Source organism: Variovorax saccharolyticus (assembly GCF_030316765.1).
GTDB lineage: Bacteria > Pseudomonadota > Gammaproteobacteria > Burkholderiales > Burkholderiaceae_C > Variovorax > Variovorax saccharolyticus.
This window is the reverse complement of sequence record NZ_JASZYT010000003.1, coordinates 252,409-277,880: the sequence shown is the minus strand read 5'-3', so window position 1 is coordinate 277,880 and position 25,472 is coordinate 252,409. Positions and strand designations below refer to the sequence as shown.

The 25,472-nt window shown below is 69.4% G+C and carries 21 protein-coding genes; 14 read left to right on the top strand and 7 right to left on the bottom strand.

Translation table 11 applies throughout. The features are described 5' to 3' along the window. Positions 1-675, bottom strand: a complete 675-nt coding sequence (locus QTI45_RS11995) for a GntR family transcriptional regulator (RefSeq protein ID WP_286368647.1) — start codon at positions 673-675, stop codon at positions 1-3. Positions 676-750: 75 nt separating this feature from the next. On the opposite strand from QTI45_RS11995, the gene uraH reads away from it, so the two are divergent. Beyond that, complete coding sequence (uraH, locus tag QTI45_RS11990) at positions 751-1,113, top strand: hydroxyisourate hydrolase (RefSeq protein WP_286654506.1); 363 nt, start codon at positions 751-753, stop codon at positions 1,111-1,113. 1 nt (position 1,114) lies between these two features. Here uraH and QTI45_RS11985 read toward each other — a convergent pair whose 3' ends face one another. Next, positions 1,115-1,615: a hypothetical protein gene (locus tag QTI45_RS11985; protein WP_286368649.1), complete on the bottom strand. Its 501-nt coding sequence runs from the start codon at positions 1,613-1,615 to the stop codon at positions 1,115-1,117. Positions 1,616-1,668: 53 nt separating this feature from the next. Between QTI45_RS11985 and xdhC the strand changes: the two genes are divergently transcribed. From xdhC to QTI45_RS11950, 7 genes are all read left to right on the top strand, one after another. Continuing rightward, positions 1,669-2,481 (top strand): xanthine dehydrogenase accessory protein XdhC, encoded by an 813-nt coding sequence (gene xdhC, locus QTI45_RS11980; protein ID WP_286654505.1) that lies wholly within the window; start codon positions 1,669-1,671, stop codon positions 2,479-2,481. Between the two features lie 259 nt (positions 2,482-2,740). Beyond that, positions 2,741-3,946 carry a urate hydroxylase PuuD gene (locus QTI45_RS11975; RefSeq protein WP_286368651.1) on the top strand — a complete coding sequence of 402 codons (1,206 nt, stop codon included), beginning with the start codon at positions 2,741-2,743 and terminating at the stop codon, positions 3,944-3,946. Between the two features lie 27 nt (positions 3,947-3,973). Continuing rightward, positions 3,974-5,308: a glycerate kinase type-2 family protein gene (locus tag QTI45_RS11970; RefSeq protein WP_286654504.1), complete on the top strand. Its 1,335-nt coding sequence runs from the start codon at positions 3,974-3,976 to the stop codon at positions 5,306-5,308. A 61-nt stretch (positions 5,309-5,369) separates the two neighbouring features. Then, on the top strand, positions 5,370-6,131 hold the full coding sequence (locus QTI45_RS11965) for a phosphatase PAP2 family protein (protein ID WP_286654503.1): 762 nt from the start codon (positions 5,370-5,372) through the stop codon (positions 6,129-6,131). Positions 6,132-6,203: 72 nt separating this feature from the next. Continuing rightward, entirely contained in the window at positions 6,204-6,446 is a 243-nt protein-coding gene (locus QTI45_RS11960; RefSeq protein WP_286368654.1) for an acyl carrier protein, read from the top strand. Continuing rightward, entirely contained in the window at positions 6,443-7,651 is a 1,209-nt protein-coding gene (locus QTI45_RS11955; RefSeq protein ID WP_286654502.1) for a beta-ketoacyl-[acyl-carrier-protein] synthase family protein, read from the top strand. The genes QTI45_RS11960 and QTI45_RS11955 overlap by 4 nt, the downstream gene beginning before the upstream one ends. 30 nt (positions 7,652-7,681) lie before the next feature. Further along, entirely contained in the window at positions 7,682-8,215 is a 534-nt protein-coding gene (locus tag QTI45_RS11950; RefSeq protein WP_286654501.1) for a DUF4136 domain-containing protein, read from the top strand. Positions 8,216-8,334: 119 nt separating this feature from the next. Here QTI45_RS11950 and QTI45_RS11945 read toward each other — a convergent pair whose 3' ends face one another. The 3 genes from QTI45_RS11945 to QTI45_RS11935 are packed head-to-tail and all read right to left on the bottom strand — an operon-like array spanning position 8,335 to position 11,977. Then, a complete protein-coding gene (locus QTI45_RS11945; RefSeq protein ID WP_286654500.1) occupies positions 8,335-10,158 on the bottom strand; it encodes an IlvD/Edd family dehydratase in 1,824 nt (607 codons plus the stop codon). Further along, positions 10,158-11,174 (bottom strand): D-erythronate dehydrogenase, encoded by a 1,017-nt coding sequence (gene denD / locus QTI45_RS11940; protein ID WP_286654499.1) that lies wholly within the window; start codon positions 11,172-11,174, stop codon positions 10,158-10,160. Before denD ends, QTI45_RS11945 begins: the two co-directional genes overlap by 1 nt. Positions 11,175-11,185: 11 nt before the next feature. Continuing rightward, positions 11,186-11,977, bottom strand: a complete 792-nt coding sequence (locus QTI45_RS11935) for a FadR/GntR family transcriptional regulator (protein WP_286654498.1) — start codon at positions 11,975-11,977, stop codon at positions 11,186-11,188. Between the two features lie 171 nt (positions 11,978-12,148). On the opposite strand from QTI45_RS11935, the gene QTI45_RS11930 reads away from it, so the two are divergent. The 4 genes from QTI45_RS11930 (at position 12,149) to QTI45_RS11915 (ending at position 16,515) form a co-directional block, all read left to right on the top strand. Next, on the top strand, positions 12,149-13,222 hold the full coding sequence (locus tag QTI45_RS11930) for an ABC transporter ATP-binding protein (RefSeq protein ID WP_286654497.1): 1,074 nt from the start codon (positions 12,149-12,151) through the stop codon (positions 13,220-13,222). 57 nt (positions 13,223-13,279) lie between these two features. After that, positions 13,280-14,608: an ABC transporter substrate-binding protein gene (locus QTI45_RS11925; protein ID WP_286654496.1), complete on the top strand. Its 1,329-nt coding sequence runs from the start codon at positions 13,280-13,282 to the stop codon at positions 14,606-14,608. A gap of 141 nt (positions 14,609-14,749) precedes the next feature. Then, positions 14,750-15,643, top strand: coding sequence for a carbohydrate ABC transporter permease (locus tag QTI45_RS11920; protein ID WP_286368662.1), 894 nt, complete (start codon positions 14,750-14,752; stop codon positions 15,641-15,643). Continuing rightward, positions 15,640-16,515, top strand: a complete 876-nt coding sequence (locus QTI45_RS11915) for a carbohydrate ABC transporter permease (RefSeq protein ID WP_353621297.1) — start codon at positions 15,640-15,642, stop codon at positions 16,513-16,515. The genes QTI45_RS11920 and QTI45_RS11915 overlap by 4 nt, the downstream gene beginning before the upstream one ends. 15 nt (positions 16,516-16,530) lie before the next feature. Here the strand turns inward: QTI45_RS11915 and QTI45_RS11910 are convergent, their stop codons facing one another. Further along, complete coding sequence (locus QTI45_RS11910) at positions 16,531-17,316, bottom strand: AraC family transcriptional regulator (RefSeq protein ID WP_286654495.1); 786 nt, start codon at positions 17,314-17,316, stop codon at positions 16,531-16,533. 119 nt (positions 17,317-17,435) lie between these two features. Between QTI45_RS11910 and QTI45_RS11905 the strand changes: the two genes are divergently transcribed. Both QTI45_RS11905 and QTI45_RS11900 read left to right on the top strand, forming a co-directional pair. Next, positions 17,436-18,668 carry an MFS transporter gene (locus tag QTI45_RS11905; RefSeq protein WP_286654494.1) on the top strand — a complete coding sequence of 411 codons (1,233 nt, stop codon included), beginning with the start codon at positions 17,436-17,438 and terminating at the stop codon, positions 18,666-18,668. Positions 18,669-18,991: 323 nt separating this feature from the next. After that, positions 18,992-19,507, top strand: a complete 516-nt coding sequence (locus QTI45_RS11900; protein WP_286368665.1) for a DUF3016 domain-containing protein — start codon at positions 18,992-18,994, stop codon at positions 19,505-19,507. 1 nt (position 19,508) lies between these two features. On the opposite strand, the gene QTI45_RS11895 is transcribed toward QTI45_RS11900, so the two are convergent. Then, complete coding sequence (locus QTI45_RS11895) at positions 19,509-25,466, bottom strand: DUF7379 domain-containing protein (protein WP_286654493.1); 5,958 nt, start codon at positions 25,464-25,466, stop codon at positions 19,509-19,511. Positions 25,467-25,472: the final 6 nt, after the last annotated feature.

Here is a 25,472-nt window from a genome sequence, read left to right as displayed (position 1 = left end):
TCAGGCCAGTGCCAGTGTGATGTCGTGTGTGGGAACCTTGCGGTCGAAGGTGAGATTGGCCTCGACGTGCTCGAGGTGCTCGGTCATGAGGCGTACGGCGCGCTCCTCGTCCTTGGCGGCCAGGGCCTTGACGATGTCGGCGTGCTCGTCGTTCGAGTGCTCGGCCGCGGTGGCGCTCTGGTACATCAGCGTGATCAGCGCGCAGCGCGAGATCAGCTCGCCGAGGATCTGCGCCAGCACCGTGTTGCCCATGAGCTCGGCCATGCGCACGTGGAAGTCGCCGAGCAGCTCGGTGCGGCCCGAGACGTCCTCGCCCGACACCGCGGCCTTCTCGAGGGCCACGTGCTCCTTGAGCGCCTTGATCTTGGCCGGCGTGACGCTGCGCACGAAGGCCCGCGTCATCTCGGCCTCGAGCATGCGGCGCACCGCGAACACCTGCCGGGCCTCGTCGACCGCGGGCGCCGCCACGAAGGCCCCGCGCGCGGGTTCGAGCCGGATCAGCTTGTTCTGCGACAGCTGGAACAGCGCCTGCCGCACCAGCGTGCGCGAGACGCCGAAGTGGTCGGCCAGCTTCTGCTCGGCCAGCTTGCTGCCGGGCTGCAGCCGGTGCTCCACAATGGCCTTGGTGAGTGCGTCGACGATCGCGCGGGTGGTGGTCGAGTCCATGTTTTTCATGATAGACCCAAAGCCGATAACTGTATACACTTTTGTCGACCGTAATTTCCCGAATGCACTTCAAGGAGAAGATCGATGGGCCTGAGCACTCACGTACTGGACACGATGCATGGCTGCCCGGCCGCCGGCATGGAGGTCGCGCTGTTCACCACCGACGGCACCGCCGAGGACGCCCCCGCCACGCTGGTGCGGCGCTTCGCGCTGAACGCCGACGGCCGCAGCGACGGGCCGCTCTACGACAACAGCACGCTCAAGACCGGCACCTACCGGCTGGTGTTCGATGTCGCCGGCTACTTCAAGGCCCGCGGCGTGACCCTGCCCGAGCCGAATTTCCTCAATCGCGTGGCGCTGGACTTCGGTGTCGCCCACACCGACCAGCATTACCACGTGCCGCTGCTGGTGAGTCCGTGGTCCTATTCGACCTACCGGGGCTCATGACCTACAGCTGGCCTTCGCTCAAGGTGTCGAGCTGGAAATGACCGCCTTCATCCCACAACCAGGTGTCGGTCCAGGTGACCTTGCCGAGCCGCGTGGCGGCCGGGTAGGGCGCGGCCACCAGCACGGTGCGCTCGATTTCGGCGATCACCTCGGGCGCGTGGGTCGGTGCCCGCATCCAGTGCATCGACAGCACCTTGCCGTCGGCATCGAGGTTGACCTGCAGCGTGCCGACCGCATACAGCAGCGGCGGCAGCTTGCCGCCGTAGATGCGGGCCTTGTTGATCTCGTAGACATGGCGGGCGGCGTCCTTGCGGTAGTCGCGCGCGGTGGCGGCGCTCGACGCGCGCGGCTTGCCGCGGCTGTTGTCGCCCGGCTCGGGCTTGGCGCTGCTGAGCTGGCCGGGAACCGCTCCGGTCGGCGCGGTGCTGCAGCCGGCGAGCCACAGGCTGGCGAGAAGGGCGGCCGCCAGGGCGAGGCGGCGCGAGGTGGTCTGAAAATGCATCGGCGGGTTTATACCGTGCCCGGCGCGGCGCGGCGCAACCGGAGGTTTCCGGCATGAGCGGCGCAGTCGACGAACTGCTGGCGCGGCTGCGGCGCGAAAGCGCCGTGCTGGTGCGCGTCGAATCGACCCAGGGCTCGGCGCCGCGCGAGGCCGGCACCTGGATGGCGGTCTGGGCCGACGGCCTCACGGCCACCATCGGCGGCGGCCAGCTCGAGTTCCAGGCCACCGACGAAGCCCGCGGCTGGCTCGCGGGCGGCCCGCCGATCGAGGGCGTGCGGCGCTATCCGCTCGGCCCGAGCCTGGGCCAGTGCTGCGGCGGCGTGGTGTTCCTCTCCTACCGGCGGATCGATGCCGGGGATGCGAAGGCGCTGCAGGCCGAACTGCTCGCGCACCTGGAGCCGGTGGGCCTGTTCGGCGGTGGCCACGTCGGTGCGGCCCTGGCGCGACTGCTGTCGACGCTGCCGTTCGCCGTGCGCTGGATCGACAGCCGCGACGGCGTCTTCCCGCCCGACCTGCCGGCCCAGATCGAGACCGAGCATTCCGATCCGGTGCAGCAGGCGGTGGCGCAGCTCGCGCCGGGTTCGCGCGTGCTGATCATGAGCTTCAGCCACGCCGAAGACCTGGACATCGTGATCGCCTGCCTCAAGCGCCTGCGCGAGCGCGACGACCTGCCCTACATCGGGCTGATCGGCAGCAAGACCAAATGGGCGACCTTCCGGCACCGGCTCGAGGCGCGCGGCTTCACGGCCGCCGAAATGGACCGCGTGACCTGCCCGATCGGCGTTCCGGGCATCACCGGCAAGGAGCCCGAGGTGATCGCCGTGGCGGTGGCGGCACAGTTGTTGCAATCGCTCCCGCAGGCATGAGGGCCACCGGCCGTGCCGAGCGCTGCCGCGCGAACCTGATCCTGTGACAGGCGCTCAGGGTTTTCGAGTACGCCAGGCGATGCAAAAACCCACGAGTCAGCCCTTAAAAGTGTATACACTTCAGTCCACAACAAGCCGCAGCGGAGCGAGACCCCAGCCAGGGTCTGCGTTCGCGGCACTTTCTCTGCTTACAGCGCCCGCAGTGGTGAGCAGGCCGGTACACCGCGGCGCCCCCATGCGCCGACAAGGTTGAGAGCAAATGGAAAGCTACTACCTCGACTGGGCCAACCTGCTCCTGCGCTGGGTCCATGTCATCACCGCCGTCGCCTGGATCGGCGCCTCCTTCTACTTCGTGATGCTGGACAACAGCCTCGAGAAACCGGAGGACCAGGAATCCCTGGACAAGGGCGTGGGCGGCGAGCAGTGGGCGGTGCACGGCGGCGGCTTCTACAACATGCAGAAGTACGCACTGGCGCCCAAGCGCCTGCCGGATCACCTGCATTGGTCGTACTGGGAGAGCTACTCGACCTGGATCACGGGCTTCGCGCTGTTCACGATGTCCTATCTGTGGAACGCCAGCACCTACCTGATCGACAAGTCCAAGATGGACTGGCAGCCCGGCGCCGCGATCGGCGTCGCGCTGGCCTTCTTCGTGGTCTTCTGGATGGTCTACGACGGCATCTGCCAGATCTTCGGCCGGCGCAAGCACGGCGACACCATCGTCGGCGTGCTGATCGCCGTCTTCATCGCCTTCGCTACCTGGCTGGCCTGCCAGTGGTTTGCCGGCCGTGCGGCCTTCCTGCTGGTCGGCGCGATGATGGCCACGACCATGAGCGGCAACGTGTTCTTCTGGATCATCCCGGGCCAGCGCAAGAACGTGCAGGCGCTGCGCGAGGGCAAGCCGGTCGATCCGGTGCATGGCCAGCGCGGCAAGCAGCGCAGCGTGCACAACACCTACTTCACGCTGCCGGTGCTGTTCGCGATGCTGAGCAACCACTACAGCTTCACCTACACCCACAAGTACAACTGGATCGTGCTGCTGCTGATCATGCTCGGCGGCGCGGCGATCCGGCAGTTCTTCGTGGTTCGCCATCGCTTCAAGCTCGGCAACGCGGGCAATCCGATTCCCTACGCGCTGTTCGGCATCGCGGTGCTGGGCCTCACCATCGTCTGGATGAAGCCCGAGCCGGCGGCGGCGCCGGCGCCCGGCGCGGCGGTGCAGAAGGTGAGCTTCGGCGACGTGCAGAAAGTGCTGGAGCAGCGCTGCTACATGTGCCACGGCGCCCAGGTGCAGATGAAGAACGTGCGCCTCGATACGCCCGACCAGGTCGCGGCGCATGCGCAGGCCGTGTACCAGCAGGTGGTGGTGACCAAGATCATGCCGATGAACAACTCGACCGGCATCACGGACGCGGAACGCGCCCTGGTCGGCAAGTGGTTCCAGGCCGGCGCACCCACGAAGTAGGATCTTGCGCTGGAGACAAGCAAGACCATGACCTCATCGATCCAGCAGCCCATCCCCGACGCGCATTCGGCGCCGCGCGAATTTCTCGAGCACCTGTACCGCGTGGCGGTCGAGCGAGCGCTGCCGCTCGCGAGCATGGGTGCCTTCCTGCCCGCGCCGCCGAAGGGCCGCACGCTGGTGCTGGGCGCCGGCAAGGCCGGAGGCTCGATGGCGCAGGCGCTCGAGGCGCTGTGGCCGGCGGATGCCGCGCTCTCGGGGCTGGTGGTCACGCGCTATGGCCACATTCCGCCGCGCCCCGAGGGCCTGGCCTCGCGGATCGAACTGGTCGAGGCGGCGCACCCGGTGCCCGACCAGGCCGGCCTTGACGCCGCGCAACGCATCCTCGCACTGACCCAAGGCCTGACGGCCGACGACCTGGTGCTGTGCCTGATCTCGGGTGGCGGCTCCTCGCTGCTGACCTTGCCGGCCGAGGGGCTCACGCTGGCCGACAAGCAGCGCATCAACACCCAGCTGCTCGAATCGGGCGCCCACATCGGCGAGATGAACTGCGTGCGCAAGCACCTGTCGCGCATCAAGGGCGGGCGGCTGGCCGCCGCCTGCGCGCCGGCGCAGGTCGTGACGCTGACCATCAGCGACGTGCCGGGCGACGACCCGGCCGTGATCGCGAGCGGCCCCACCGTGCCCGATGCCAGCAGCTGCGCCGATGCGCTGGCGATTCTCGACCGCTACCGGATCGAAGTGCCGGCGCCGGTGCGGGCGCGGCTCGAAAGCGGGGCGCTCGAGACCCCGAAGCCGGGCGACCCCGTGTTCGAGGGCCATGTGACGCAGGTCATCGCGGCGCCCCAGCAATCGCTGGAGGCGGCCGCCGCCGCCGCCCGCGCCGCCGGCATCCCGGCCCACATCCTGAGCGACGAGATCGAAGGCGAATCGCGTGAAGTCGGCAAGGTGCACGGTGCGCTGGCGCGCGCCGTGGCGCTGCGCGGCGCACCTTTCGCCAGGCCCTGCGTGATCCTGTCGGGCGGCGAGACCACGGTCACGATCCGTCCGCGGCAGCCCGGCCAGGCCAAGGGCCGCGGCGGCCGGGCCGGCGAGTTCTGCCTGGGGCTGGCCGGCGCGCTCGCCGGCCGCGAAGGCGTCTGGGCCCTGGCTGCCGACACCGACGGCATCGACGGCGTCGAGGACAACGCCGGCGCCATCGTCACGCCCGACACGCTGCGCCGCGCCGAGGCAGCCGGTGCCAAGCTGGCCGACCATCTCGACCGCAACGATGCCTACGGCTACTTCGATGCCATCGGCGACCTGCTGGTGACCGGTCCGACGCACACCAACGTCAATGATTTCCGGGCTCTGCTGATCCTGTAGCGCCCGGCTGACACGCTCGGCGCGTTGGCTGATGAGAGAATCAACGACAACGCCGAGCCCCATGAATCCACCTCAAGACCTGCGCCCGGCGCCCCGCCCCCCCGAGAGCTGGAAGGTCGAGATCTGGTTGCGGATCCGCAGGCACTTCGCCTTGAAGGTGGTCGGCACCACCGCCTTCACCTGGCTGTTCTTCATCGGCTACTTTCATCTGTTGCGCCAGCCCGCGGGCCCGGTCGCCGTGATGCCGCTGACCGCGCTCGACCGCCTGATCCCGTTCCAGCCGCAGGCGCTGGTCGCCTATTTCTCGCTCTGGCTCTACGTGGGCTTCGCGCCGGGGCTCCAGCTCACCTTCAGGGAACTGCTGGTGTACGGCCTGTGGGTCGGCGGCCTGTGCCTCACGGGCCTGGCCTTCTTCTTCCTCTGGCCGACGCAGATCCCGCCGATGGCGGTGCCGCCGACGGACTTCCCCGGCTTCGCGATCCTGCAGGGCGTCGACGCCGCCGGCAATGCCTGCCCGTCGATGCACGTGGCGATCGCGATCTTCACCGCCCTCTGGATCGAGCACATCCTGCGTCACGCCGGTGCGCCGATCCTGCTGCGGCTGGCCAACGCGCTGTGGTTCGCGGCGATCGCCTGGTCGACCCTGGCGATCAAGCAGCACGTGGTGCTGGACGTGGTCGCCGGCGCGCTGCTGGGCGTCGCCTTCGCGCTTCCTTCGCTGCGCTGGCGGCCGCGCCCGGCCGCGAATCCGGCGGGCTGGAGCGGATATCATGAGGCGTCACTGCCCGCGGGCCGGTTCGGCGGCCGCGCCAGGAGGAGCTGATTCTCGCGGGCCGACATCCACAACATTGCCGTCCGCAGGGAAACGGCCAGAAATGACGACGGACACCTTTCGATGAGTTCGCTGAAGGAATTGCAGGACCTGATTCACGAGAAGTACGGCATCGAGGCGTCGGCGCTCGACCCGCATGCCTCGATGCGCGAGAAGGGCTTCGATTCGCTGGCGCTGGTCGAATTCGTGTTCGCCATCGAAGATCGTTTCTCGATCACGATGCCCGACGACGACCCGAACATCGACACCCTGGCCGCGCTCGCAGCCGTGGTCGACAGGGTCAGGGCGGCGCAGACCACCACGTGAATCCGGTTGCGGTCACCGGCCTGGGCCTCGTGGCCCCCCACGGCCAAGATCACGCCGCCGTGTTCGAGGCCTTGCTGCGCGGCCGTTCGGCCCTCGAGCCGGTCTTTCCGGAGTTGCCCAAGGCGGCCGTGGCGGCCCGCGTCGCCTTCGATGAATCCCGCTGGTTCACCAAGCTGCAGCTCGCCGGCGTCGACCGCGTGAGCCAGCTCGCCGTGGCCGCGGCCGACCTCGCGATGCAGGATGCCGGCGCGCTCGGTGAACTCGACCCCGAGCGCATCGGCGTCTACGCCGGCTGCGGCATGGGCGGTGCGGCGGCACTCGAAGCCGCCTACCGCGGCGGCGGACGCGTGCCGCCGTTGACCATCCCCGCCTTCATGCCGAACGCACCGGCCTCGCAGGTCGCGATGCGCCAGGGCGTGCAGGGCCCGGTGCTGACCTATTCGGTGGCCTGCGCCTCCTCGTCGGTGGCCATCGCCGAAGCGGCCAAGGCGGTGCAGCGCGGTGATGTCGACCTGGCGATCGCCGGCGGCAGCGAAGCGCTGATCGTGCCGGGCGTGGTGCTCGCCTGGCAGGCGATGCAGACCCTGGCGAGCGTCAAGCCCGGCGAAGAAGCGACCGCGATCCGCCCTTTCGCGAGCGATCGCAGCGGCTTCGCGCTCGGCGAGGGGGCTGCCTTCCTGGTGCTCGAATCGGCCGAGCGCGCGCGCCGCCGCGGCGCCCGTTCCTATGCCGAGCTGGCCGGTTGGGGCCTCAGCTGCGACGCCACCCACCTGACCAAGCCGGACGCTCCGGGCCAGGCGCGCGCGCTGCGCCAGGCGCTGCGCCAGGCCGGCCTGCAGCCGCGCGACGTCGGCTACTGCAATGCGCACGGCACGGCCACGCGCATCGGCGACGTGGTCGAGCACGATGCGCTGGCCCAGGTCTGGGGCGCGGACCTGGACCGCCTGCGCGTGAGCTCGACCAAGGCGCTGCACGGACATCTGCTCGGGGCCGCGGGCGCGCTCGAGGCCGTGGTCACGGTGCTGGCACTGCACCTTCGCGCATTGCCGCCGAACATGCATTGCGCTGAGGCCGACCCGGCCTGCGGACTGAACCTGGTGGCGCCCGGCGACACCGAAGCGCCCGGGCTGCAGGCCGCGATCAGCAACTCCTTCGCTTTCGGGGGGACGAATTCAGTGCTGCTCTTCCGCCGGCCCCGAGGCTAGACTTCCTTTTCACACCGCATGGGACTCCACATGAACAGACGCTTCGCTGCCTTCGCCGCATTGGCCATTCCGCTGCTGTTTTCGGCCTGCGCGAGCGTCGGCGGACCGACGGTCAAGATCGATGTCGATCCGGGCGCCGACTTCTCGCGCGTGCGCACCTACAGCTGGGTGGCCCGGCCCGACGGCGGCACGCCGCTGATGCAGCAGCGCATCGTCGATGGCATCGATGCGCGGCTGCAGGCCAGGGGCTGGAAGCTGGCGCCCAACGGCGACATCCATGTGTCGGCGCACGTGTCGTCGACCGAGAAGGAAAGCCAGAGCGCCTACTACTCCCGCGTCGGCTACCTGGGCTGGGGCGGCTTCGGTCCGCCGGCGCCCAACACGGCAGCGCCCACCGACACTTACGAGATCGGCACCCTGGTGGTCGACATGGTCAATGCGCAGAGCAAGCGCTCGGCTTGGCGCGGCACCGCGAGCGGCACCTTGCACGACGACCCGGCGCAGATGAATGCGCTGCTGCAGTCTGCCCTGGACAAGATGTTCGCCGGCTTCCCCCCGAAATAAGCCCACCCCCGAATGCGGCTCACTGCGTGTAGCCGCCTCCCCCTCGAGGGGGCGCGTCCAGCGGCCCGGCAAAGCCGGTTCCGCGGGCGCTCTCGACCTGAGTCCCGACCGCCGGATGGCTAGTGGTTATCTCTCGGGATGCCGAAGGTCGCGTGGATCTTCTGGTACTTCACGGCCGGCTTGAGCACCATGCCCGCCGACAGCTCGTCGACGATGCCGCGCTGGATCTCCTGCCAGGGCGTCTGGCTCGGCGGGTAGGGGTAGCCGCCGGCAGCCGCCAGGTCGGCGCGCCGCTTCTCGAGTTCCTCGTCGGGCACCAGGATGTTGGCGGTGCGCTTCTTGAGGTCGATGCGCACGCGGTCGCCGGTGCGCACCAGCGCCAGGCCGCCGCCGGTCGCAGCCTCGGGCGAGGCGTTGAGGATCGAAGGCGAACCCGAGGTGCCCGACTGCCGGCCGTCGCCGATGCAGGGCAGGGCCGTGATGCCCTTCTTGAGCAGGTAGGACGGCGCGCGCATGTTGACCACTTCGGCCGCGCCCGGATAGCCGACAGGGCCCACGCCGCGCATGAAGAGCACGCTGTGCGGGCCGATCTTCATCTTCGGGTCGTCGATGCGATGGTGGTAGTCCTCGGGGCCGTCGAAGACGACGGCCGTGCCCTCGAAGGCCATCGGGTCCTTCGGGTCCTGGAGGTAGCGGCTGTGGAACTCGGGCGTGATCACGCTGGTCTTCATGATCGCGGAGTCGAACAGGTTGCCCTTGAGGTTCAGGAAGCCGGCGTCTTTCTTCATCGGCTTGGCGTAGGGCCAGATCACCTTGCGGTCGCTCGTGAACTTGCCTTCGCAGTTCTCGATCAGGGTCTTGCCGTTGGCCGTGAGGGCCGGCTTGATCTTGCCCTTGGCGATCAGCTCGGCCACCACCGCGGGCACGCCCCCGGCGCGGTAGTAGTCCTCGCCCAGATACTCGCCGGCCGGCTGCAGGTTGACGATCAGCGGGATCTTGTAGCCGTGCTTCTCCCAGTCGTCGGGCGTGAGTTCGACGCCGATGTGGCGGGCGATCGCGATCAGGTGCACCGGCGCGTTGGTCGAGCCGCCGAGCGCGGAGTTGACCACGATCGCGTTCTCGAAGGCCTCGCGGGTCATGATGTCGGAGGGCTTCAGGTTCTCGCGTACCATCTCGACGATGCGCTTGCCGGTCAGGTAGGCCATCTCCTGGCGGTCGCGGTAGGGCGCCGGAATCGCGGCGCTGCCGGGCAGCGTCATGCCGAGCGCCTCGGCCAGCGAGTTCATGGTCGACGCCGTGCCCATCGTGTTGCAGTGCCCGGTGGAGGGCGCCGATGACGCGACCAGCTTCAGGAACTCCTGGTAGCCGATCTCGCCTGCGGCCATCATCTCGCGCGCGCGCCAGACGATGGTGCCCGAGCCGGTGCGCTCGCCCTGGTACCAGCCGTTGAGCATCGGCCCCGAGTTGAGCGCGATCGCCGGGATGTCGACCGTGGCGGCCGCCATCAGCTGCGCCGGCGTGGTCTTGTCGCAGCCGGTGGTCAGCACCACGCCGTCGATCGGGTAGCCGTAGAGCACCTCGACCAGCGACAGGTACTGCAGGTTGCGGTCGAGCGCCGCGGTCGGCCGCTTGCAGGTTTCCTGGATCGGGTGGATCGGGAACTCGAAGGCGATGCCGCCGGCGTCGCGGATGCCTTCGCGCGTGCGTTCGGCCAGCACCAGGTGGTGGCGGTTGCAGGGCGCGATGTCGGAGCCGGTCTGGGCGATGCCGATGATCGGCCGGCCCGACTGCAGCTCGTCGAAGCCGAGGCCGAAGTTCATGGTGCGCTCGAGATAGAGCGCGGTCATGTCGGCATTGGCCGGGTTGTCGAACCAGGCCTGCGAGCGCAGCGCGAGGGGCTTCGGCTTGGCGGCCGGGGTCTTCTTCTTCGTGGGGTTCTTCATCAGGACATTCCCTTCAAGGTCTGGTCTGCGCTCGGCAGCGCCGCGCAGTCGTCGATGTACTGCCGGACGATATCGGCAAAGTTCTCGTGCGGCAGCAGGCCGAGGCGTGCCGCCCGCGCGGCGCTCGCGCCGCCCGGCCAGTTGGCCACGATGCCGGCGATGCGTTCGTCGCGCTCGAAGCGCACGCGGGCGCGCACCTTCGGGCCGGCCACCGCCTCGAGGGCGTCGAGCATGTCGGCCACGCGCACGTTGAGCGCCGGCAGGTTGAGCGCCGTGCGGCCGCAGAAGGCCTCGCGCGTGGCCTCGTAGACCGCGATCAGGCCGTCGACGGTGCGAGACGGCGACGACACCGGGTGCGACACCTCGGGCGAGACCGGGCAGACCGATTCGACGCCGGCCAGCGGCTCGCGGATGATGCCGCTGAAGAAGGAGGAGGCGGCGCCGTTGGGCCGGCCCGGCCGCACGGTGACGGTCATGAGGCGCGCGGCGCGGCCGTCGACGTAGCCCTTGCGCGTGTAGTCGGCCACCAGATGCTCGCAGATCAGCTTCTGCGTGCCGTAGGAGGTCTGCGGCGCGGGCAGCGTGTCGTCGGCCACGAGCTTTGGCAGCGGCACCGCCGGGTCGGGCCCGAACACCGCCACCGAGCTCGAGAACACCAGCCGGGCGACCTTGCCGCCGCCGTTGACATGGGCCCGCAGCGCATCGAGCAGCGCCCGCGTGCTGTCGAGGTTGGAGCGCAGGCCGAGGTCGAAGTCGAGCTCGCATTCGCCCGACACGGCCGAGGCGAGGTGGAAGATGCCGTCGAAGGGCTCGTCGCGCAGCGCGTCGGTCTGCGCCAGCAGCGGGCCGGTCCGGGCCTCGACCCGCGCATCGGCCAGCAGGTCGGCCGGCGGCGGCGCGATGTCGGTCAGCACCATGCGCTCGATGCGCTGGCCGGCCAGCGTGCCGCGCTGGAGCAGGGTGCGTGCGAGGCGGGCGCCGACGAAGCCGCCGCCGCCGGTGATCATGAGTTTCATTGCAGTCTCCTTCAGTGCTTTGTCTTGCGGACGGCCGCGGAGCGCGCGACCTTGGCGGCCGCCTTGCGGCGCCGGCCGTCGATGATGCCGCCTTCGACCAGCCGCTGTTCGCCGCGGATCAGGTGCTCGTTGGCATGCAGGCGCGCGGCCACCGGATCGTGCGCCGCGATGGCCTCGAAGATGGCACGGTGCTCTTGCTGCACCGCGGCCATGAAGTCGGTCCGCCGGGCTTCGTTGCCGCGCGTGATGCGCATGCCTTCGCGCAGGTACTGCTCGAGGAAGCCGAGCAGCAGTCGGAACTGCGGGTTGCCGGTCGACTCGCCGATCACGCGGTGGAAGGCCAGGTCCTCGGCGACGCCGTCGCGGCCCTCGGCCACCGCGATGTCGATGGCCTTGAGGGCGCGCCGCAGCGCGGCGATCTGGCTGCGGGTTGCGCGCTCGGCGGCCAGCGCGGCGATCTCGCCTTCGAGCACCCGGCGCACCTCGACCACGTGGACCACGGCCTGCACCGAGGTCAGGACCGCCGGGTCGAACGCCAGCGGCTGGTTCTGCGGCGGCGGCGCGACGAAGACGCCGGAACCCTGGCGCGACTGCACCAGGGCCTTCGATTTGAGCTGGTGCACGGCCTCGCGGACCACGGTGCGCGAGACGCCGTGGGAGGAGGCCAGTTGCTGCTCGGTCGGCAGCCGGTCGCCGGCCTGCAGCGTGCCGCCCTCGATCTGGGCGCACAGCAGCGCTGCCAGCCGGTCCGACAGCCGGTCGACGACCAGCGCTTGGGGTTGGGAAGGGGCGGGATCCCGCACGGCGGAAGGGTGGGAGTGAGCGGTTATCAGGTCATCATACAAATTTTGCGCGGGTTAATGCCTAACGGTTTGCCCTGATGCGCCGAGCGGTTCCGATGCCAATACTGCGCGCTTGCGGCATGGAGCCTCCATGGCCCGACGTCGATTCGCGACCTTTCAGGACTCCAGTGCATGGCCAGCGTCACGATCCAGTCAGTCAAGAAGAACTTCGGCGAAGTCGCCATCCTGCATGGGGTGGACATCGACATCCGCGACGGCTCGTTCACGGTGCTGGTGGGGCCCTCGGGCTGCGGCAAATCGACCCTGCTGCGCATGATCGCCGGCCTCGAGGAGATCAACGGCGGCGAGATCCGCATCGGCGACAAGCGGGTCAACGACCTGCCGCCCAAAGAACGCGACATCGCGATGGTGTTCCAGAACTACGCGCTCTATCCGCACATGACGGTGCGCGAGAACATGGCGTTCGCGCTGGCGCTGGCGAAGATGGACAAGGCGACGATCGAATCCAAGGTCGGGCGCGCGGCCGAGATCCTGGCGCTGGCGCCGCTGCTCGACCGCTATCCGCGCCAGTTGTCGGGCGGCCAGCGGCAGCGGGTCGCGATGGGGCGGGCGATCGTGCGCGATCCGCAGGTGTTCCTGTTCGACGAGCCCTTGTCCAACCTCGACGCCAAGCTGCGGGTGGCGATGCGCAGCGAGATCAAGGAATTGCACCAGCGCCTGAAGACCACCTCGATCTACGTCACGCACGACCAGATCGAGGCCATGACCATGGGCGACAAGATCGTCGTCATGCGTGACGGCCGGATCGAGCAGACCGGCAGCCCGCTCGAGCTCTACGACCATCCGGCCAACCAGTTCGTGGCCGGCTTCATCGGCTCGCCGGCGATGAACTTCCTGCCCGGCACCCTGCGCCGCAGCGGCGGCGCGGCCCGGGTCGAACTGGCCGACGGCACCCAGCTCGATGCGCCGATCGCGGCCGGCGGCACCGATGGCCAGCGGGTCGTCTACGGCACCCGGCCCGAACACCTGAGCCTGGCGGACCACGGCGGCATCGCCGCCCAAGTGGCGGTGATGGAGCCGACCGGCATGGACACCTTCGTCGCCTGCCGCCACGAGGGGGCAGAACTCTCGGCGGTGTTCCGCGAGCGCCACGACTTCGCGCCCGGCACCACGATCCACCTGCAACCCGATCTTCAGCGCGCGCATCTCTTCGACGCCGGCAGCGGCCAGAGGCTGGTGAAGTGAGACCTCGCGCGGCAGATCAATAGGATTTTTTCGGCCGTTCAACAACAGGAGACATGAATGAGTGATTTCAATCGCCGCAAGATTCTGAAAAGTTCGGCCGGCCTCGCGGCTGCCGCCTCGCTCGGCGTCGGCACCGCGATCTTCTCGCCGCTCGCGAATGCGCAGACGCTGGCCTTCAAGCCGGAGAAGGGCGCCAAGCTGCGGGTGCTGCGCTGGAGCCGCTTCGTGCAGGGCGACATCGACGCCTACATGGCCAACGTCAAGCGCTTCAGCGAAGCCACCGGCATCGAGGTGCGGGTCGACAACGAGGGCTGGGAGGACGTGCGGCCCAAGGCGGCGGTGGCGGCCAACACCGGCGCCGGCCCCGACATCATCCTGTCGACCAACGACGACGCCAACCTCTACCCCGACAAGCTGCTCGACGTCACCGACCTGGCGGAATACCTGGGCAAGAAGTACGGCGGCTGGTATCCGGCCGCCGAGATGTTCATGCGGCCGGACGGCAAGAAATGGATCGGCCTGCCGCTGGGCGCTTCGGGCTCGCTGATCGTGTATCGCGAGAGCATGGTCAAAGCCGCGGGCTTCGACACCTTCCCGAAGAACAACGAGGACTTCCTCAAGCTCTACAAGGCGCTCAAGGACAAGGGCACGCCCGGCGGCATGGCGCTGGGCAACGCCACGGGCGACAGCGTCTGGACCAACTGGCTGATCTGGTCCTTCGGCGGCAAGCTGGTCGACAAGAGCAACAAGGTGGTGATCGACAGTCCCGAGACCCTGAAAGCGCTCGAGTACGCCAAGGAGCTCTACGCCAACTTCATTCCGGGCACCTTGTCGTGGCTCGATCCGAACAACAACAAGGCCTTCCTCGACGGCCAGATCAGCGTCACGAACAACGGCATCTCGATCTACTACGCGGCCAAGAACTCGCCCGATCCGAAGGTCAAGGAGATGGCGTCGGACATCAACCATGCGGTGTTCCCGGTCGGGCCGGTGGGCGTGCCGACCGAGTCGCACCTGTTCTTCAACCAGATGATCATGAAGTACACGAAGTACCCGCAGGCCTCCAAGGAGTTCCTGCGCTTCATGATGGAGCGGCCGCAGTTCGACGACTGGCTCAAGGGCGGCGGCGGCTACGTGGCGCAGCCGCTGCGGGCCTACGAGGCCAATGCGATCTGGACCTCCGACCCGAAGAACACGCCCTACCGCGACTCGGTCAAGAACCTGCGGCCGGCCGGCTACGAGGGCAAGCTCGGCTATGCATCGGCCGGCGCGGCGGCGGACTTCATCATCCCGAACATGGTGGCCGAGGCAGCCAGCGGGTCGAAGACGCCGAAGGAAGCAGCCGAGCGGGCGCAGAAGCGCGCCGAGCGCTACTACAAGGTCTAGGATGAAAGCTCTCCCCCAGGTTGGCTCACTTCGTGTAGCCGCCCACCCCCTCGCCGGGGGCAACACCAGCGGCCCGGCAAAGCCGGTTCCGCGGTGTTCCTGGAAGGGAGCCATCCGGAAACCGGCAGGGCGGCGCTCGCCATGACTCTTCTCGCGAAGCTGCAGAACAGCCGCAACGCCCTCGGCTTCATGTTCATGTTGCCGGCGGCGGTGCTGCTGCTGCTGTTCCTGACCTATCCGCTCGGGCTGGGCACCTGGCTCGGCTTCACCGATGCCAAGGTGGGCCGGCCGGGGGAGTGGATCGGCCTGGAGAACTACATCTTCCTCTGGGGTGACTCGGTCACACGCCTGGCGCTCTTCAACACGCTCTTCTACACGGTGGTGGCGAGCGTCTTCAAGTTCCTGCTGGGCCTCTGGCTCGCGGTGCTGCTCAACAAGAACATCCGCTTCAAGACCTTCTTCCGGGCCGTGATCCTGCTGCCCTACATCGTGCCGACCGCGCTGTCGGCGATCGCCTTCTGGTGGATCTACGACTCGCAGTTCTCGATCATCAGCTGGGCGCTGGTCAAGATGGGGCTGATCGACCACTACATCGATTTCCTCGGCGACCCGTGGAATGCGCGCTTCTCGGTGATCGCGGCCAATGTGTGGCGCGGCGTGCCCTTCGTGGCGATCACGCTGCTGGCCGGGCTGCAGACCATCTCTCCCTCCTACTACGAGGCCTCGGCGATCGACGGCGCGACGCCGTGGCAGCAGTTCCGCCACGTCACGCTGCCGCTGCTGACGCCGATCATCGCGGTGGTGATGACCTTCTCGGTGCTGTTCACCTTCACCGACTTCCAGCTGATCTACGTGATCACGCGCGGCGGGCCGCTCAATGCGACCCACCTGATGGCGACGCTGTCGTTCCAGCGCGCGATCTCGGGCGGTGCGCTCGGCGAGGGTGCGGCGATCGCGATCGCGATGGTGCCCTTCCTGCTGGGCTGCATCATGTTCAGCTACTTCGGACTTCAAAGACGGGCCTGGCAAAAATGAGCAACTCCGGCCAGATCGATGTCGTCGGCATGAGCTACCTGGACACCGTGCCGCGCAAGGCGGTCACGGTGTACCTGCCGCTGGTGGTGTTCCTGATCGTGCTGCTGTTCCCGTTCTACTGGATGGCGATCACGGCCGTGAAGCCCGAGCCCGAGCTGCTGTCGCGCGAGGGCAATCCGTTCTGGGTCATCGCGCCGACGCTTGCGCATTTCCACAAGCTGCTGTTCGAGACCGCCTACCCGCAATGGCTGTGGAACACCGTGCTGGTGTCGGTGGTGTCCACCTTCGGCTCGCTCGCGGTGTCGGTGCTGGCGGCCTATGCGATCGAGCGGCTGCGCTTCAAGGGCTCGCGGCAGACCGGGCTGGCGATCTTCCTGGCCTACCTGGTGCCGCCGTCGATCCTGTTCATTCCGCTGGCCAACGTGGTCTTCAACCTCGGGCTGTTCGACACCCGCTGGGCGCTGGTGCTGACCTACCCGACCTTCCTGATCCCCTTCTGCACCTGGCTCCTGATGGGCTACTTCCGCTCGATCCCGGCCGAACTCGAGGAATGCGCGCTGATCGACGGCGCCAGCCGCTGGCAGATCCTGGTCAAGATCGTGCTGCCGCTCGCGGTGCCGGGGCTGATCTCGGCCGGCATCTTCGCCTTCACGCTGTCGTGGAACGAGTTCATCTATGCGCTGACCTTCGTCTCGTCGTCGGAGATCAAGACCCTGCCGGTCGGTGTCGTCACGGAACTGGTGCAGGGCGACGTCTACCAATGGGGGCCGCTGATGGCGGGGGCGTTGCTGGGCTCGCTGCCGGTGGCCTTCATCTACTCGTTCTTCGTCGAGTACTACGTGTCGGGGTTGACCGGGTCGGTCAAGGAGTGAGGACGCCCTCGCGGCTCAGCGGAAGAACTCGCTCGGCGACAGTCCGAACTGGCGCTTGAACATGGTCGCGAACGCGCTCGGGCTGTCGTAGCCCAGCGCCAGCGCGACCTCGAGCACCTTGTCGCCGGTGGCGAGCCGTTCCAGCCCGTGCAGCAGCCGCGCCTGCTGGCGCCATTTGCCGAAGGTCATGCCGGTTTCGCGCGCGAACAGGCGCTGCAGGGTCTTGGCGTCCACCGCCAGCCGGCGGGCCCAGTCGCCGAGCGTCGCGCCATCGTGCGGTGCGGCCAGCAGGCGCGAGCAGATCCGCTTCAGGCGGGGATCGGCCGGCTGCGGCAGGTGCAGCGGCAGCTCCGGCAGCGCGTGCAATTCGTCCAGCAGCAGGCGCATCAGGCGGCCGTCGCGCGAGTGCCGCGCGTAGTCCGGCGGGATCTCGGCGGCGGCCTGGATCAGTTCGCGCAGCAGCGCGGAGATGCCGACCGCGCGCGATTGGTCGGGCAGGTGCGGCGCCGCGTCCGGCCGAACGTAGATGCTGCGCATGCGCACTTCGCCGATGCAGCGGATGGCGTGCGGCCAGCCGGCCGGCATCCAGATGCCGCGGGTCGGCGGCACGATCCAGCGGCCTTCGCCGGCGCTCACCATCATGACGCCGTGCACCGCGTAGATCAGCTGGCTCTTGGCATGGGCATGCGGCGCGATCACGTGGCCGGCCGGGTAGTCGGTGGCCTTGCAGCTGACGGGCGCCGGGTTGCGGTCGACCTGGGACAGGAACTCGGGATTCGGCGACTCGGGAAGGGCAGGCATGGCGATGTCTTTTTCGCGAAGATTGAAGCCCGAATGGCGTGCGACAGGCTTGCATCCTATCGTTACGATCCGTTTCCCTGTTTTTTCTTTCCCCCGTGTCCTGCGCGCAAGTTCTTGCCATGTCTTCGACCACCGCCACCCGCGCTTCCGCCGCCTCCGGCCCATCGCCATCGAACGGGGTCGCCTACGGCGTCCTGGGCGCGATCAGCGCCTCGCACCTGATCAACGACATGATGCAGTCGCTGATCCTCGCGATGTACCCGGTGCTGAAGGGCGATTTCCAACTGAGCTTTGGCCAGATCGGCCTGATCACGCTGACCTACCAGCTGACCGCGTCGCTGTTCCAGCCGCTGGTCGGGCTCTACACGGACCGCAAGCCGATGCCTTACTCGCTGCCGGTCGGCATGGGCTTCACGCTGGCCGGGCTGGTGCTGCTGGCCTTCGCGCCGAGCTTCGCAGTGCTGCTGCTGGCGGCCGCGCTGGTCGGCACCGGTTCGTCGGTCTTCCATCCGGAGTCCTCGCGCGTGGCGCGCATGGCCTCGGGCGGGCGGCATGGCCTGGCGCAGTCGCTGTTCCAGGTCGGCGGCAACACCGGCAGCGCGCTCGGGCCGCTGGTGGCGGCGGCGGTGATCGTGCCCTTCGGCCAGCGCAGCGTGGCCTGGTTCGGGCTGGCGGCGCTGCTGGGCATCGTGCTGCTGATGCAGGTGAGCCGCTGGTACGGCATGCACCACGCAGCCGCCAGCGCGCGCGCCGCACGCCGGCCGGCGGCCCCGCCGCTGCCGCGCGGCAAGGTGCTGGGTGCGATCGGCGTGCTGCTGCTGCTGATCTTCTCGAAGTATTTCTACATCGCCGGGCTCAGCAGCTTCTACACTTTCTACCTGATCGAGCGCTTCGGGCTCTCGGTGCAAAGTTCGCAGTACCACCTGTTCGTCTTCCTTTTCGCCTCGGCCCTGGGCACGCTGGCCGGTGGCCCGATCGGCGACCGCTTCGGGCGCAAGCCGGTGATCTGGGCTTCGATCCTCGGCGTGGCGCCGTTCGCGCTGCTGCTGCCGCATGCCGACCTGTTCTGGACCACGACGCTGACGATCCTGATCGGACTGATCCTCTCGTCGGCGTTCTCGGCGATCCTGGTCTATGCGCAGGAACTGATCCCGGGCAAGGTCGGCATGGTGTCGGGCCTGTTCTTCGGCTTCGCCTTCGGCATGGGCGGGTTGGGGGCGGCGCTGCTCGGGCTGCTGGCGGACCACACCAGCATCGACTACGTGTACCGGGTGATTGCCTACCTGCCGCTGCTGGGGGTGGTGGCGGTGCTGTTGCCGAGCGTCGAGCGGGGTGGGAAACGCCTTGCTTGAAACTGGCTCGTCTTTGTGATGCCGGGGCGGCGAAGGCGGGCGGCATGCCCCGGGCCGGCCGACGTCACCGGCCGCTTCGCGGCTGCCCTGCGCTGCTCGCGGTACGCGGGGTCTCGCTCAAACTCGCTCCGCTTCGCTCCACTCAAACAGTCGCGAGCCCTGATCCGCGCACCGCTGCGCTGCTCGGCGGTGCCTCGACGGCCAGCCCGGGGCATGCCGCCCACCACCGCTGAGACGTCGGGGTTGCATGATGGTGGCGACGTCGGCCGGAACTCGGCGGCGCGCCGTGGTGTCGAACGGGGCTCGAACGTGAAGGAGACACCATGTCCCGACGCATCGCCTGCATGCTCGTCGCTGCCGCCGCCGCCGCATCGGCGGCCGCCTCCGCGGCCGACCTGACGGTCGTTTTCGTCAATCCCGAAAATTTCACCGATGCCGCCTACTCGCATCCGAACGGCACCCCGGAGGAGCGCGCGGTCGTCATGCGCGATGTCGAGCGGCATCTGGCAAAGCTCGCCGAGCGGGGGCTGCCGGCCGGCGATGCGCTGCGCATCGAGGTGCTGGACATCGACCTGGCCGGCTGGTTCGGGCCGTTCACCTTCCGCACCGGCATCGACCTGCGCGTCCTGCGCGACATCACCTGGCCGCGCATCAAGCTGCGCTACACGCTGAGCCGCGGCGACCGGGTCCTGGCCAGCGGCGAGCAGCATTTGTCCGACCTGAACTACCTCATGACGGTGAACCGCTACTCGGGCAGCGACCGCCTGCGCTACGAGAAGGCGATGCTGGACGACTGGTTCGCCCGCCGCATCGTCACGGCTGCGGGGGCGCCAGCCTGACTCAGGCCGGGGCCGGGGCCGGGGCCGGCGCCTCGGGCCGGTCGGGGCGTGTTTCCCGTCCGGGCCGCAGTTGGCCGACCAGCGCCAGCAGGCCATCGGCCATGCGCTTGTAGCCTTCGCCGTCGCCCATCAGGAAACGGGCGTCGAACAGGGTCGCCAGCATCTCGAGGTGCTCGACGGTGCGGTCGACGTGCCGCACCTTGGGGCCCAGGTGCTCGAGCGCAGCGCGGTAGGCCTGCAGCACTTCGCCGAGGGCCGATTCGCCCGCCGAGCCGGCCGCCGCCAGGCCGCCATCGCGCAGCCGCTCGACCAGCAGGGCTTCCGGGCTCATCACGACGTCCCACGGATCGCCATCGAGCGCATGGAGGCGCGAGACCGCCATACCGCACTGGCGCGCCATCGCGACGCCGTCCGACACCTCGTCGGCAGCGTCCCAGCCGTCGAGCACCACGCGCAGCGCCAGTCCATGCAGGGCCGGATAGGGCCTGAAGCTGTCGTCGCCCGGCAGACCCTGGGCCCGGGTGTAGGCCTGGACGCCGGCGGCGGCCGCTTCGGCCAGGGCCTCCCGCCAGCGGGCCCGCTGGGCCGCGCTGCCGTCGCGCTGCAGCAGCTGCAGGGCGAACACCACCGCGGTGCGCTTGTGGGCGCCGGCCAGCAGGGCGTGGCGGTCGGAGTTGACGGCCGCGACCGGGTCGTCGGGGCCGAGGCCGGACTGCGAGACCAATTTGTCGAGCGACAGCAGGCGCTCGATGCCGTTGGCGATCAGGGCCAGGCCCTCGCCACCCTGGCGCGCGCCACGCGCCTTGCCGCCCGGGTCGGTGGACGACTGGCGCAGGCGCTGCGCCGCCCGCACGGCGCCGAGCTCGATCTCGACCGCCGCAAGCTGCTCGATGTCGCGGATCGGCACCCGGCCCTGGAGGTCCACCGACTGGATCGCGGACTGCAGCGCCTGCTGCGCCTGCTCGAGGCAGCCGAGCTCGCGCCAGGTGGCGCCCAGCGCGGACTGCAGCGCCGGCAGCCGCAGCCAGCCCGGCGGGCAGCGTTTGTCGCGCGCGTCCTCGATCGCCTTGATGCGCGCCTGCCGCTCGCTCTCGAGCTGGCGGTCGGGCCGGCGCGAGGCCTCGACCCGCGCCCGGGCCAGTTCGTCGAGCATCTCGTCGAGCGAGACGAAGCTGCTGCGGCCCCGCGCCGCGCCGACGGCGCCGTCGGCATCGGTCTCGGCCAGCCACAGCGGGTCGCCGTAGGCCTGGAAGGCACCCCAGGTCACGTTGTCGGAGCGGGCGGCCCAGAGCGCCTGCCGGGCCTCGAAAACCGCGTTGCCGAAGGGCCGGCGGTCCTGCAGCAGCGACTGGTAGAAGACCTCGCCGAACTGCTGGGCCAGCTTGTCGTCGACCGCCCACCCGGCCACCACCACGCAGCGCACGCCGATGTCCATCAGCTCGCGCGCCACGCTGGCGGCCAGCTTGTTGCCGTCGCGCAAGGTCGGGCCGGGCGGCGCGCCGGCGGCGATCTGGCCGAGATGGCAGCAGTTGAGGAACACCAGCTCGGGCACCGACTCCATCGCCGCGATCTCGGCCGCCGTGATCAGCAGGCCGCCCGAGAGCACCACGCCGCTGCGCCGCAGGCCGTCGGCGTGCAGCTGCTCGAAGACGCCGTGCGCCGACACATGCACGATCCGGTAGGGCTTGCGGTAGAGCTTGGCGAGCACGTCGGAGGCCAGGTTGTGGTCGCCGATCGCGCGGCTGACCTCGTAGCCCATGTTGGCGAACAGGCCGGCGATCGCGGTGGCCTCGACTTCGGCGCCGGCCAGCGCGTCCGGGTCCTTGCGTTCGGGGTTGGCCGGATCGGGAAAGGCGGCGGCGAAGCCCTGCACCGAGGGGTTCCCGATCACGTAGGCGCTGCGCGCCAGGCTCTGGCGCACGTCGCGCCGGAAGGCGGTCGACGAGAGCTGGCGCACCACCGGCGTGCACAGCGACAGCGGCAGCAGCGGGCCGTCGCCCTGCGCCTCGGTCGTGAACAGCGGGTCGGTCAGCATCAGCTCCCACGGCAGGTTCGCGGTGGCGGCGTCGACCACCAGCACGATGCGCTGCAGCTGCCGCGCGGCGTCCTTGAAGTCCGGCGGCACGATCAGCTGGAACAGCATGCGGCCGAAGTCGGAGTTCCAGTGGGTCTGGCTGATCTGCTGGCGCACCAGGGTCTCGATCAGGCTCGGCTGGCGCTGCTGCACCACGGTCTCGGCCCGCGCCCGCTGGCCGACATAGAGGAAGCGCAGCCGGTTGGCGAGCCGGATCCCGCCTTCGGGGCGGGCGGCGCCGGGCTGGTCGTCGGCATCGGTCACGATCAGGCGCGGCCAGTAGCTGGCGCCGCGGGTGTCGAACAGGCGCTGGCGCAGGCCGATGCCCTGCACCAGCTCGCCGCTGCAGGCCAGTTGCGTGTCCTTGGCGGTCGCCATGTCGGCCAGCCGCGGTGTCAGTTGCCGCAGCTCGTAGACCGCAGTGATCGCGGTGTCGAGGTAGAGCTCGACGATGTCGAGCTGCGCCACGCGCACCGACAGGCCCGTGGTGCGCTTGAAGCGCTCGTTGGCGTCGATCACGCCGCGCACCAGCGCCTCGACCGAGGCCGCGATGGTCAGGTTGGCCGAGGAGTTGTAGCCCAGCAGCAGTGTCGCCAGCGGCACCTCGCGGTCTTCGCGCCCCATCACGTCGACCACCTGCAGCAGGTAGCGCAGCACGCCCGCGCGCACCGCGAGCATCAGCGACTCCTGGCTCAGGCTGCCCTCGTAGCGGCCGAGTCCCGTGACCACCGCGCCGGTCAGCACGCCGCGCCGGCGGTCCAGCGCGCTTGGTGCACGCAGCACCACGGCCGCGGTGCCCAGCGGGCCGGCGTAGAGGTCGAGCGCCTTGCGCTGGGCCAGCTGCCCGTCCATCAGCTCGCTGTCGATCAGCGCCTCGGTGCCGGCCATCGAGTCGTTCTCGTAGTGGCCGACCAGGATCGGACAGGCCAGGAAGCGCAGGTCCATGGCCTTCATGCGGACCTCGAGGCGCAGCTTGGCGCGCGGCGTCATGTGGCTGCCGGGCGTGCCGCCCATGACGGCGGCCGCCAGGTTGATGTCGTCGATCGCGTTCGGCGGCCCCGGGTCGTAGCTGCGAGGCCGCTCGGGCGTTGCCGCGCGCGTGGTCGGCGGATGGCGGTCGAGCCGGGCGGTGCTGCCGCTCATCAGCAGGTCGCCGAGGGCGGCGAAGCTGCCCGCGGACGAGAGCAGGTCGCCATGCACCGCCGGCAGGTAGTAGAAGCTGCCGATGTTGCCAATGCGCCCCGAGTCCCAGGTCACGGTGCCGTCGCCGCGCGTGGTCGACACCATGCGCAGCCGCCGCTTGCCGCCGCGGTCCTCGACCCGCAGGCCGCAGGGCGTGCCGGGCGCGACGCCGAAGACGTAGATCGACTTCGACTGGTAGTCGAGGGGCAGGCCGGGTGCGGCGCCGGCCTTGGCGTCTTCGGTCCACAGCCAGCCGGCCGAGGCCAGCGTCTGGGCATCGGGCTGGCCGCAGCGCTGGTCGCCGAACCAGAGGTCGGTGTTGAGCGCCTTGAGCTTCTTCCAGCTCTCGGCCTCCCAGTACTGCTGCGGCTCCCCGCCTTCGGGCTGGCCCTGGAAGGTATCGACGAAGCCCGGCGCCGGCAGCAGCTGCAGCGCGCCGCGGAAACCGGAGACGATGTCCAGCACGTCCTGCATGTCGTGGCGGAAGTCCAGCCGCGCCAGCGCGCGCAGCGCATTGCCTTTGCCGAGCAGGTTCTCGACCATCGAATGCGAGCCCTGGTGCGGCGTACCGGCCATGATCAGCCGCGCACCGTCGCGCTGCATCAGCGCGTCCATGACGTCGCGGCGGCGATGGATGCAGGCGCGCACCACCAGCCCGCCCATGCTGTGGGCGAGCAGGCGCACCGGCTGCGCGGTCTGCTTCAGCAGCAGGTCGAGGAAGGTGCCGAGCCGCTCGCCGAGCACGTCGAGCGGCTGGCGCCAGTCGTAGGGGAAGGGCAGCACCCGGTGGCTGTCCGCGAGGTGCTCGCAGATGTCGCCGTAGGTCTTGCCGAACAGTTCGCCGGCCGTGACCCGCTCGGCGCCGAAGGCGATGCGCTGCAGCGCGCCGCCGGCCAGCGACAGCGGGTCGAGCCAGACCCGCTTGCCGTCGGCGTCGAGGTAGGTGCCCATGACACCCGGCAGCACCACGACCACCGGCCGGTCCGCGGCGGCCGTGCCGCGCGACTTGCCGATGCCCGCCGCATCGAGGCTGGTGAAGCCGTCGGGGATGGCCCGGAAGGCGTCGAGCGCATCGGTCTCGTCGGCGACCAGCCAGTCGCGCAGCGCGTTGCGGGTCTCGAGGTTGCCGAAGTAGTTGAAGTGCGAGACGTCGGCGGCGCGGTCGAACATCACGCGTGCCCGGCTCTTCGCGGCCACGCCGGCCAGCATCGCGGCGGTGTCGACCACCAGGTCGTTGTCGGTGTTCTCGAACAGCAGGAAGTCGGTCAGCAGCACGCCCATGCGCATCAGCAGGTTGCCGCCCTGGATGTCGCCGGCGATCAGCGCCATCCGGATGCCGGGCTGCACCGCGGCGTCGCGCAGCAGCGCCGCCATCGGCGAATCGGGCAGCATGGCCTCGAGGCCCGGCACCAGGTGCGGATTGGTGCGGTTCTTCGCGACCTCGATCACTACCCGCTTGAAGGCCGAGTACAGCGGATTGCCGAAGAAGTAGGGCACCCGGCCGATCAGCGTCAGCAGGCCCGACAGGAAGACGTCGAAGTTGCCGCTCGCCAGCCTGGTGCCCTGCGCCGGCGCCGCCACGCGCACGTAGCGATCGATCACCGGCGCCTTGTCGCGCAGCATCGTGAACAGCGCGCGCAGCTGCTCGCGATGCTCGGCGTGCGCGCGGTCCAGTTCCTTGCGCACCTCGGTCTCGCGGCCCTGGGCATCGCCCACCCCTTGGAAGGCGAAGCTGTAGCTGTCGACGTGCTGGTCGATGTCCTGCAGGCACAGCAGGTCGCCGACCAGGCCGCCGCGCGAATGCGTCACCAGGCTGATGCGGGCGCCGCGCGGCAGGGCGGTGGCGAGCTGCAGCGCATTCTCGATCGGGCTCTGCGACAGCGTGCGGTGCTCGAAGCCGTAGATGCCGCCCGGGAAGCGGCTTTCGAGTCGGGCCCAGAGCCCGCGGTCGCTGCGCTGCAGGTCGCCGAAACTGCCCAGCGTGCTGGAGCCGGTGCCGTGGATGAACACCAGCGCCGGCCGCGGCTTGCCGTCGCTGCCGATCATGCGGGCAGTGTCGTCGGCGACGCCGCTTTCGAGCTGGCCGCCGCCGTCGTCCCAGCGGTAGAGATGGCCGGCCGGGCGGGCCAGCCGCTCCTCGACGGCCCACATCAAGGCCTTGGTGGCGAGCCAGCTGGCGCCGGCATCGGCGATGTCCGCGGGCTTGCCCTTGCGCTGCATCAGCTCGGCCAGCCGGGCCTGCGCGGCGTCGATGAGCGGGTCGCGGCCCACCGCCAGCGAGATGACCTGGCTGACCAGGCTGCCGGTGGCGCTGGCGAACAGCCCGCGCTGCATGACCGCGCCCTCGGCGTTCATGCGGTCGAACAGGATCCGTCCGTCGGCCGCCACCAGGTCGGGGCGGTTGCGCAGCAGCGCCGCCTTCAGTCCCTCGGGGCTGGTGATGAGGGTGCCGCCGTCGGCCAGCTCGAGCACAAGCACCTGGCCGGACCCGGCTTCGAGGTCGGTCGAGGCGCTGTCGGGCAAGCCGCGCGCGCTGGTCGTGAGATCGATGCTGGCCTTGGCTTCCAGCAGCCCCGGCGGCAGGAATTCATCGCTCGTGCGTTCGGCGCCGACGGCCCGGCTGGCGGTCGACCGCAGCAGCGAAGGAACCTCGGGCTTGTCGCTCCGGCGTCCGGTGATCTGCAGCACGATCGCGTCGGCCATGGTGTT